11 protein-coding genes are annotated in these 9,123 nt (G+C 48.0%); 2 read left to right on the forward strand and 9 right to left on the reverse strand.

The window, feature by feature from the left end; translation table 11 throughout:
* Positions 1-45 precede the first annotated feature (45 nt).
* From GY843_RS09390 to GY843_RS09420, 7 genes are all read right to left on the reverse strand, one after another.
* Positions 46-2,001, reverse strand: coding sequence for a heme lyase CcmF/NrfE family subunit (locus GY843_RS09390; protein ID WP_297308900.1), 1,956 nt, complete (start codon positions 1,999-2,001; stop codon positions 46-48).
* Entirely contained in the window at positions 1,998-2,459 is a 462-nt protein-coding gene (ccmE, locus tag GY843_RS09395) for a cytochrome c maturation protein CcmE (protein ID WP_297308902.1), read from the reverse strand. The genes GY843_RS09390 and ccmE overlap by 4 nt, the downstream gene beginning before the upstream one ends.
* Positions 2,456-2,635 (reverse strand): heme exporter protein CcmD, encoded by a 180-nt coding sequence (gene ccmD / locus GY843_RS09400; RefSeq protein ID WP_297308904.1) that lies wholly within the window; start codon positions 2,633-2,635, stop codon positions 2,456-2,458. The genes ccmE and ccmD overlap by 4 nt, the downstream gene beginning before the upstream one ends.
* Positions 2,636-2,645: 10 nt before the next feature.
* Positions 2,646-3,404 (reverse strand): heme ABC transporter permease, encoded by a 759-nt coding sequence (locus GY843_RS09405; protein ID WP_297308906.1) that lies wholly within the window; start codon positions 3,402-3,404, stop codon positions 2,646-2,648.
* Positions 3,405-3,417: 13 nt separating this feature from the next.
* Positions 3,418-4,137, reverse strand: a complete 720-nt coding sequence (gene ccmB, locus GY843_RS09410) for a heme exporter protein CcmB (RefSeq protein ID WP_297308908.1) — start codon at positions 4,135-4,137, stop codon at positions 3,418-3,420.
* Positions 4,137-4,772, reverse strand: coding sequence for a cytochrome c biogenesis heme-transporting ATPase CcmA (gene ccmA, locus GY843_RS09415; RefSeq protein ID WP_297308910.1), 636 nt, complete (start codon positions 4,770-4,772; stop codon positions 4,137-4,139). The genes ccmB and ccmA overlap by 1 nt, the downstream gene beginning before the upstream one ends.
* A gap of 744 nt (positions 4,773-5,516) precedes the next feature.
* Positions 5,517-6,764, reverse strand: coding sequence for a hypothetical protein (locus GY843_RS09420; RefSeq protein WP_297308912.1), 1,248 nt, complete (start codon positions 6,762-6,764; stop codon positions 5,517-5,519).
* A 128-nt stretch (positions 6,765-6,892) separates the two neighbouring features.
* On the opposite strand from GY843_RS09420, the gene GY843_RS09425 reads away from it, so the two are divergent.
* Both GY843_RS09425 and GY843_RS09430 read left to right on the forward strand, forming a co-directional pair.
* Positions 6,893-7,771, forward strand: a complete 879-nt coding sequence (locus GY843_RS09425) for a flagellar hook-length control protein FliK (RefSeq protein ID WP_297308914.1) — start codon at positions 6,893-6,895, stop codon at positions 7,769-7,771.
* Positions 7,768-8,091 (forward strand): EscU/YscU/HrcU family type III secretion system export apparatus switch protein, encoded by a 324-nt coding sequence (locus GY843_RS09430; RefSeq protein ID WP_297308916.1) that lies wholly within the window; start codon positions 7,768-7,770, stop codon positions 8,089-8,091. The genes GY843_RS09425 and GY843_RS09430 overlap by 4 nt, the downstream gene beginning before the upstream one ends.
* Positions 8,092-8,093: 2 nt before the next feature.
* On the opposite strand, the gene GY843_RS09435 is transcribed toward GY843_RS09430, so the two are convergent.
* Positions 8,094-8,501, reverse strand: a complete 408-nt coding sequence (locus GY843_RS09435) for a DUF2802 domain-containing protein (RefSeq protein ID WP_297308918.1) — start codon at positions 8,499-8,501, stop codon at positions 8,094-8,096.
* A 47-nt stretch (positions 8,502-8,548) separates the two neighbouring features.
* Positions 8,549-8,944 (reverse strand): hypothetical protein, encoded by a 396-nt coding sequence (locus GY843_RS09440; RefSeq protein ID WP_297308920.1) that lies wholly within the window; start codon positions 8,942-8,944, stop codon positions 8,549-8,551.
* Positions 8,945-9,123 lie beyond the last annotated feature (179 nt).

The raw sequence follows: 9,123 nt of genomic DNA on the forward strand, positions 1-9,123 counted from the left end.
AATGGAATAAAGAGAATAAAACGACGCACAAATCTCTCCAGAAAATCAGGCTGCTGACGCAGAACGTTTAGCTTGTTTACGATAACGAGGGTCTGTTGCAGCTAATAAGCCGCCAATTGTCATTAACAAACCACCAAGCCACAACCAACGGACAAAAGGTTTATGCTGTACACGGACAGCCCAAGCCCCATCACCCAAAGGCTCACCTAAAGCCACATAAAGATCACGTGTTAGACCAGGATCAATTGCAGCCTCGGTCATCACATTGCCACGGGCAGTGTAGAAACGTTTCTCTGGCAGTAGCTCACCGTATTCTTCGCCATCCTTCAGAACAAGTAAGCGCGCCTGATCAGATTTATAGTTAGGGCCTTGGACAACTTGGGCTCCTTCAAAGATAAATTCATACTGTTTAAAGCTGAGTTTATCCCCTGGAGCCATACGCAGATCACGCTCCTCGTTATAGATGGAGACCATTGTCATACCTACCACAGTCACAGCCACACCAATATGTGCCAGAACCATGGCATAGTAACTACGCGGTAGAGCTAGAAGACTCTTCAGACGTTCACTTTTGTGAGCCACTCTGTTCCAGATATCTTTAACCGAAACCAGCGTAATCCAGAACACCAATACCATGCCCAGGGTTACCCACCAGTCAAACTCTCCGCCATAAAACATTGGGAAGGCGAAACCTAAAACAATGCTTCCAACGAATGGTAAAAGCAGTTGCTTTAGTAGGTAATCCCCTTTGGTTTTGCGCCAACGGGAAACAATACCAAAACCAAGAAACACCACTAATATCCCCATCAGAGGGATAAACAACGCATTAAAGTACGGAGGACCTACGGAGATTTTACCCATACCCAGCGCATCGATCAGCAGTGGGTACAAGGTGCCCAGTAATACCATCAACGACACAACGACTAACAGGATATTATTGCCCAGCAAGAATGTTTCACGGGATACCAGTTCGAAACTGGATTCACTTTTCACGTGTGCTGCTTTAATTGCGTATAGCAGCAGTGATCCGCCAATAGTGATCGCCAGTAGCGCCAGAATAAAGTACCCACGTTCTGGATCAGTCGCAAACGCATGCACTGATGTAAGTACGCCAGAACGAACCAAGAAAGTACCCAACAAGCTTAAAGAGAAGGTGAAGATTGCCAGCAGTACTGTCCAGCTTTTAAATACACCGCGTTTTTCCGTCACAGCCAGACTGTGCACCAGCGCCGTACCTACCAACCATGGCATAAAAGAGGCATTTTCAACCGGGTCCCAGAACCACCAGCCACCCCAGCCAAGTTCGTAATACGCCCACCAGCTTCCCAGAGCGATACCCAAAGTTAGGAAAGCCCAGGCAACAACTGTCCACGGGCGAGACCAGCGCGCCCACGCTGCATCCAAACGACCACTCAGCAGCGCAGCAATAGCAAAGGCGAATGCCACCGAAAACCCTACATAACCCATGTACAGCATTGGTGGATGAAGAATCAGACCAATATCCTGCAGTAATGGGTTCAGGTCACCACCCTCTTGCGGGAAGCGAGGCAGATGACGATCAAACGGGCTGGAAGTCATCAGGGTAAATAGGATGAAACCTACCGCGATGATTCCCATCACCGCTAAAACCCGTGCAACTATATCTTGCGGCAGATTATCGCTTTTGATCGCTACAGCCCATGTCCAGGCGCCAAGAATCACGACCCAGAGCAACAAAGAGCCTTCATGGCCACCCCAGATCGCACTTATTTTGTACTGAAGCGGCAGTGCAGTATTGGAGTTACTCGCCACATAAACAACAGAGAAGTCATCTGTGACAAAAGCGTAACCAAGACAGATCAAGCTGACCATCAGGAATGCAAACATGCCTGTAGCCAGTGGACGGGCATAACCCATCCATAACAAGTTTTTACTGTAGGTACCCGCTAGCGGGACTACAGCCAAGAGTGCAGCCATGCATAAAGAAAGAATTAGAGCATATTGCCCAAGCTCAGGAATCATTTGTTGTACACCTCACCCTCAGGTTTTGGCATCTTCCCAGCTTTTTCTAAGGCTTCAGCTACTTCCGGTGGCATATAGTTTTCATCATGCTTTGCTAACACTTCTGCTGCCTGCAGCACATTGTTAGCATCAAGTTCACCCTGCGCTACGATACCCTGCCCTTCACGGAAAAGATCTGGCAGTATGCCGTTGTAATGCACAGTAACAGAGCTTTCGTAATCGGTTAGGCCAAACTCTACATGTAAGCTATTTGGGTCACGTTTAACACTACCTTCAACAACCATACCGCCTGCACGGATACGTGTATCCTGTGGAGCTTCTCCTTTAGCGATCTGCGTTGGAGAGTAGAACAAATTGATATTCTGGCTTAGAGCAAACATCGTTAGGCCAACAGCGGCACCAACACCAAAAACAATAAATAAAACAATAATCAAACGTTGTTTGCGTTTGGGATTCATGAGGATTTTTTCTCCCTGCGCAGACGGCGTGCCAGATCAGAGAAAACTTTCTTTTTCTGTAGCACCGGACCCACAATATTAATAACAATAACAACCACAGCGATGGCATAACTCAACCAGACATAAATTCCATGCCCGCCCATCGCAATAAAATCAGAAAAACTATCGAAACTCACAACAAGCGCCCTACTGTTTTTCAACCAATTCCCGTACCCAACTAGCACGGCGTTCACGGTACAGAATCTCATTACGGGTTCGCATCATCAGCGAAACCGCAAAGAAACAATAAAAACCTATCACCATTATCAAAAGCGGCAGCCACATCTCCACCGGCATCGCTGGACGCTCAGTCAGAGTAAAAGTGGCTGGCTGATGCAATGTATTCCACCAATCCACTGAATATTTAATAATTGGAATATTCACAAGACCAACAAGTGACAATACCGCTGCTGACTGGGCTGCGGTTGCTTCACTTTCGATGGCAGAATGTAGAGCAATAACCCCCAGATAGAGGAAAAGCAGAATAAGCATAGAGGTCAAACGTGCATCCCATACCCACCAGGAACCCCAAGTCGGTTTGCCCCAGATTGCACCAGTAGCCAGTGCCAGAATAGCAATCGATGCACCGATCGGGGCACAAGATTTAGCCACCATATCCGCGACCTTCATCTTCCAGATCAGACCAATAGCACCAGCAATTGCCATTAACATATAACAGGACTGTGCAAGTATTGCAGAAGGCACATGAATATAGATGATTCGGAAACTATTACCCTGCTGATAATCTTCTGGGGCAAAACCTAACGCCCAGATAACCCCCGATATCAGTGAAAGCGCTGCAACAATAGCAAAACCGGGAAGCAACTTACCCATAATATCGTATGACCAGCGAGGTGAGGCAAGCTGGTAAAACCAACGAGGCATCCACTTTTTCTTTTCGCTCATAACAACCTTAAACTTATCCGCTAACGGAAATTCGTAACGCAGCACCGATCGCTAACGGTGCCATCACTATGCCCAGCGCCAACATAGCGCCCAGCAGTGCAATAAATCCTGCAAGAGGTAGGCCAGTCACTGCCGCCTGTACCGCGCTCGTACCGAAAATGAGAACCGGAATATACAACGGTAAAACCAGTAGGGAAATCAAAACCCCACCTTTCCTTAATCCTACAGTTAACGCGGCACCTATTGCTCCGATCAAACTCAATGTCGGTGTTCCCAACAAAAGACTGATCATCAATCCACCCATTCCCTCTCCTGGCAAAAACAACATCACTCCCAGAAGAGGAGCTAAAAGGGTTAAAGGCAAACCACTCATCATCCAGTGCGCCAATACTTTTGCCAACACAACAATGAATAAAGGCTGCGGGCTTAAGAGTGTTTGCTCTAGAGTTCCATCTTCAAAGTCAGAACGGAACAGGCTATCCATAGAAAGCAGAGTGGCCAGCAACGCGGCAACCCAAACCACTCCCGGAGCGACTTCTGCCAAAAAAGTAGGCTCTGGGCTTACTCCCAACGGGAAAAGCGTCGCTACCATCAAAAAGAATACTAGAGGATTAAATAGATCACTTTTCTTACGGTACGCCAGCATTAGGTCCCGTTTCAGGACCGCCCAGAACAAACCGGACACAGATGAATCTATTTGATCAGACTGCTCTTTTGTCACTTTCTGGTCCATTAAGTTCCTGCCAACTCATCAAGATTTAAGCGGCGAATTTTATCACCAACTCCCAACTCATGATGAGTCGTTAAAATCACACTACCACCATTACTAGCATGTTCCAGAATCAGGTTCTCTTTTTCTGCAACACCTTTTTTATCAATCGCAGTAAAAGGCTCATCCAGAATCCACAATTTTGCCTGGCTGAGATACAAGCGCGCCAAACTCACCCGACGATTCTGCCCTGCTGATAGGGTATGGCATGGTGAGTCTTCATAGCCGCGCAATCCTACCTTTTCCAGGGCAGGAAAGATTTGCGACTCATCAATTCCAGGATGCATTGCTGCATACCAGCGTAGATTTTCCTCTGGAGAGAGGATCGCTTTAACACCTGGATGATGACCGAAATAGAGTAATTCACTGCGGAATTCATCTTTTACATCAGATACGGGTTCGCCCTGCCAGTAAATCTCACCTTCATAGTTATTGGAGAGACCACTTAAGATACGTAACAGCGTAGTTTTGCCGCTACCATTTTGCCCTTCAATCTGGATTACTTCGCCCAAATTTAGCGAGAAATTCAGATCTTCGAACAGAATACGCTCATCACGTTCGCAGAAGAGATTTTCAACTTGTAACAGCGTAGTAGACAAACCTATACCCCAAAGACAGTCCCCTGCCCTTACTTCAGTATTATTCACTGCTTCTGATAGCAGAACATCTAATCGCTACAGAGCTTAAATTTCCCGCCTTAAACTATACTTTTCAAGACAGCTGCCGATTAATAAGCGAGTGATTATATACGATTATCGGGGAGCTCTGCACTGTTAGAGTAGGCATTATCCTCCTCATTTAGAAGCAGATTGAATGCCCAAACTGATTACCGGGCCTACTGTAGTTTTTTACCCGAACTGAAGAGACATAAATTTTGCTACCACAGCTTTCAGGCATACCACTACAATCCACAGAAGCAAGTTCAGATTCTGCTCGAAATCTGAACCAGCTCCTGCCTGTAGGTAAGAATGTCAGCGCCACAGTAGTTGCAGTCAGCAGGGATCAGGTTCAACCTGAAATTTTCAAACTCAAACTTGAGATAAACAACCGCTTAATTCAGATGGGGGTTTTTCAGGCGCTACCCGTTGGGCAGAAAATTAACATTAATCGTCAGAGTGACGGCCAGATCCAGATCAATCCTCAACCGACACAAAGTGGATCAACCCAGAAAGCTGACGGCAGCAGTAATCAACAACAGACCAACGCTGCACAACAACAGGTTAGCAGCAACGCCAAACAAAATACCCTTGAAACAAGCATTAAGCTTCAGTTACCTACGAGTGAAGCCAGTAATAAATTACCTGACGCGGGCCGAATAATCGCTGCAGTAATCAGTAGCCGTCCTATTTATCCCGCTGCAACAACCATTCAAGGCCAGAACCAAACCCCAACACAGATTCAGAACCCCCAACAGGGTCAGGTTCCAACACAACCGCAGAATACACAGCAGAGTCAGGTGCAAACACAGCCGCAAAATCCGCAGCAGAGCCAAGTACAAACTCAACCGCAAAATCCGCAGCAAATTCAGGTACAAACACAGCCGCAGAATCCACGGCAGAGTCAGGTACAAACACAGCCGCAGAATACGCAGCAGAGCCAAGTACAAACACAACCGCAAAATCCGCAACAGAGCCAGGTACAAATACAGCCTCAAAATCCGCCGCAGAGCCAGGTACAAACACAGACGCAGAATACGCAGCAGAGCCCGACACAAACACAGCCGCAGAATCTGCAGCAGAGCCAGGTGCAAACACAGCCGCAGAATCCGCAACAGAGCCAGGTACAAACACAGCCGCAGAATCCGCAACAGAACCAGGTACAAACACAGCCACAGAATCCGGTACAAACACAGCCACAGAATCCGCAACAGAGCCAGCCACAAACGCAGACGCAGAATCCGCAGCAGAGTCAGATCCAAACACAGCCGCAGAATACTCAGCAGAGCCCAATACAAACACAGGCACAAACACAGCCGCAGAATACTCAGCAGAGCCCAATACAAACACAGGCACAAACACAGCCGCAGAATCCGCAGCAGAGCCCGGCACAAACACAACCGCAGAATCTGCAGCAGAGCCCGACACAAACACAACCGCAGAATCCGCAGCAGAGCCCGACACAAACACAGCCGCAGAATCCGCAGCAGAGCCCGACACAAACACAGCCGCAGAATTCGCAGCAGAGCCAAATACAAGCACAGCCTCAAAATCCGCAGCAGAGCCAGGCACAAACACAGCCACAGAATACACAGCAGAGCCAGGCACAAACACAGCCGCAGAATACTCAGCAGAGCCAGGTACAAACACAGCCTCAGAATCCGCAGCAGAGCCAGGTACAAACACAGCCTCAGAATCCGCAGCAGAGCCAGGTACAATCACCAACCCAGAATCCTCAACAGGTTCAGATACAAACACAGTCGCAGAACCCACAGCAGAGCCAGGTTCCAATACAGGCTCAGAATACACAGCAGAGTCAGACACTAATTCAGCCGCAGAATACGCAGCAAAGTCAGGTGCAATCACCTCCACAGAATCCTCAACAAGGCCAGCCTCAACCACCACAACAACAATCGCCTCAAAACCAGGCTGCAAGTAATCAACCAGTTAATTTTCGCCCTAGCACGCCCCCTATACATCATTCCATTACGCTTGCCTTACCCAATGGCTCAAAGATTGAAGTAAATTCACCACAGCCACTTCCGCAAGGCACTCAGGTACTGATGCAAAAAACAGCAGGCAGTGAAGCTCAGATAATCAAACTTCAAACACCTCCTCTTCAGCAAAGCTCAGCACTAGAAAAACCGGCCATTCAGGAAACCCTGCGCAACTCACTACCAAACCAGGTACCAGTGGCAGATGCTTTCTCACAACTTGCTCAGGCAGCCGCCAGAGCCGAAGGCACGCAAGCGGCGCAAATCAGCACTGTTGTCCGATCGATGCTACAGCTATTCGGTGTACGCCCTGGTAGTAACGACGCCCCAACACAGATAAAACAAAACATCGAACTAGGGGGATTCAATACAGAACGCAATCTAAGCAAAGGCCAAGCCCCAAATCCCCAGGATATGAAGAGCCAATTGCAACAATTGCAAAACATGGCCGACAAGCTTCCAGAAGAGCAAAGAGAACGATTCGAACAACTGCTGAGAGGGCTGCACTCCCGAGTTACTAGCCAGCAGCTAGGTTCTTTGCAGCAGTGGAGAGAACTACCTGATGGAGGTTTTGAGCGTGTTCTTCAGTTGGACCTACCCATTAAACAAGGCGACAAGTGGGAAAACCTCGAACTGCGTTTAAGCCGAGAAGGTGGTAGCAATGCCGCCGGGGAGATGGTATCTGTTTGGCGAGTTCGACTGCATTTTGATCTGGAGGAGCAAGGTGGAGTTGATGCAGAAATCCGTTTAACGGACGACCATGAGATAAGTACGTTATTTTGGTGTGATCAACCCGAAACTGCTGACAAGCTACGTGCCCGTTCTGAAGAGTTTGCTGAGCGACTGAGAAACTGTGGATTTAGTAATTCGGAGGTACAATGGCATCAAGGCACACCCCCTGAGCAAAAACAAACTATCCATAAACAGCTTGTCGATCTCCACACATGAAAATCAACAAAGACTCTGAGTTAGAGAAACGCCAGAAAGCCATTGCACTGAAATATGATCAAGAAGCGGGTACTGCACCTCTGATCGTAGCTAAAGGCATGGGGGAGATTGCAGATCAGATTATTAAGCTTGCTGAAGAGCACGACGTACATATTCATGAAAGCCCTGAACTGGTTGAAGTACTGATAAGACTGGAACTTGGCGATGAGATTCCAGAGTCGCTATACAGAGCTATAGCTGAGGTTATTGCTTTTGCCTACAGCCTCAAACAGGATAACAATGAATTGATACAGGAGATGAGCAACAAAATCTCTTCTTAAAATCAGCTATCGCGCCCAATAGCCTGATGAGGGGCATGCAGTTCTTTATGTAGCAGAGCCATCAGCTCCGCTTCTGGACGGCCAATCCCGCAGCTCTGTACCAAATCATCAACGTCTGCGCCCATCTCCATCAGCTTTGTTGCCTGATTGTAAGCCAGAGTTCCAGGGTCACGGTTCTCCAGCTCAAGCTGCTTGTCCGCAGTAAGGTTTAGCTTCTGCTCCACCTCGATCAACCGTCGCCCCATACCAATTGAGCTATTGGTCATCGCTTGAATTTCATTACGAAGAACATTAATCAAAGCCTGCTGACGACGCTCATGTTTCTGTAGACGGCGATGAAGAATAAAACAGGCAGCACAGGCTCCAACTGCGAAAACTAACAACACAATATTTAACCAGGATACTGCCACTTTTTGTCCTTTAATGTTATAGCAATAGATTGATCATATAACGCTAATTAATACGCATCATTGAACTGCTTTTCAAGTTCAGGAATATCAAGTATCGCACAACGCTCTTCCATGTACGTGCCCCACAACCAAGCGCGTGGATTATCACTACTAGCCCAGGCAACTTTATCTGCCGGTACACGTATCGATTTAACTAACTCATCACATGCTAACGCCCAGTGACGGCCACGTAGAATGATCAGCTCATCATACTTTGCCATCTCAGGATTATAACGTTCCGGAATCAGCCACAGCGCAGTATCAATAACATTGGTATCGACTTTACCGCCACCAAATCGGCCCAAGCACCAGTCATGCGCAGCATCCAGTGTCAGTGATACCGAACTGAGATGCACTGCTCCTTCGATGTAATCGAACGGTATCGCTAGATTCAAACCATGCATTTTCACCAGAACGCAATTGATCTCCTTGCCGGCTGTAGCTGGCGAGGCAACTTGCGCCGGTGCTGGCTCTGGCTCTGGCTCTGGCTCTGGCTCTGGCTCTGGCTCTGGCTCTGGCTCTGGCTCTGGCTCTGGCTCTGGCTCTGGCTCTGGCTCTGGCTCTGGCTCTGGCTCTGGCTCTG

This window comes from Neptuniibacter sp. (assembly GCF_024231755.1).
Lineage (GTDB): Bacteria > Pseudomonadota > Gammaproteobacteria > Pseudomonadales > Balneatricaceae > Neptuniibacter.

Coding starts and splice junctions, on each gene's coding strand:
- GY843_RS09390 (WP_297308900.1), bottom strand. CDS start 2,001: ATGATTCCTGAGCTTGGGCAATATGCTCTAATTCTTTCTTTATGCATG.
- ccmE (WP_297308902.1), bottom strand. CDS start 2,459: ATGAATCCCAAACGCAAACAACGTTTGATTATTGTTTTATTTATTGTT.
- GY843_RS09405 (WP_297308906.1), bottom strand. CDS start 3,404: ATGAGCGAAAAGAAAAAGTGGATGCCTCGTTGGTTTTACCAGCTTGCC.
- ccmB (WP_297308908.1), bottom strand. CDS start 4,137: ATGGACCAGAAAGTGACAAAAGAGCAGTCTGATCAAATAGATTCATCT.
- GY843_RS09425 (WP_297308914.1), top strand. CDS start 6,893: ATGCAAAAAACAGCAGGCAGTGAAGCTCAGATAATCAAACTTCAAACA.
- GY843_RS09430 (WP_297308916.1), top strand. CDS start 7,768: ATGAAAATCAACAAAGACTCTGAGTTAGAGAAACGCCAGAAAGCCATT.
- GY843_RS09440 (WP_297308920.1), bottom strand. CDS start 8,944: ATGCATGGTTTGAATCTAGCGATACCGTTCGATTACATCGAAGGAGCA.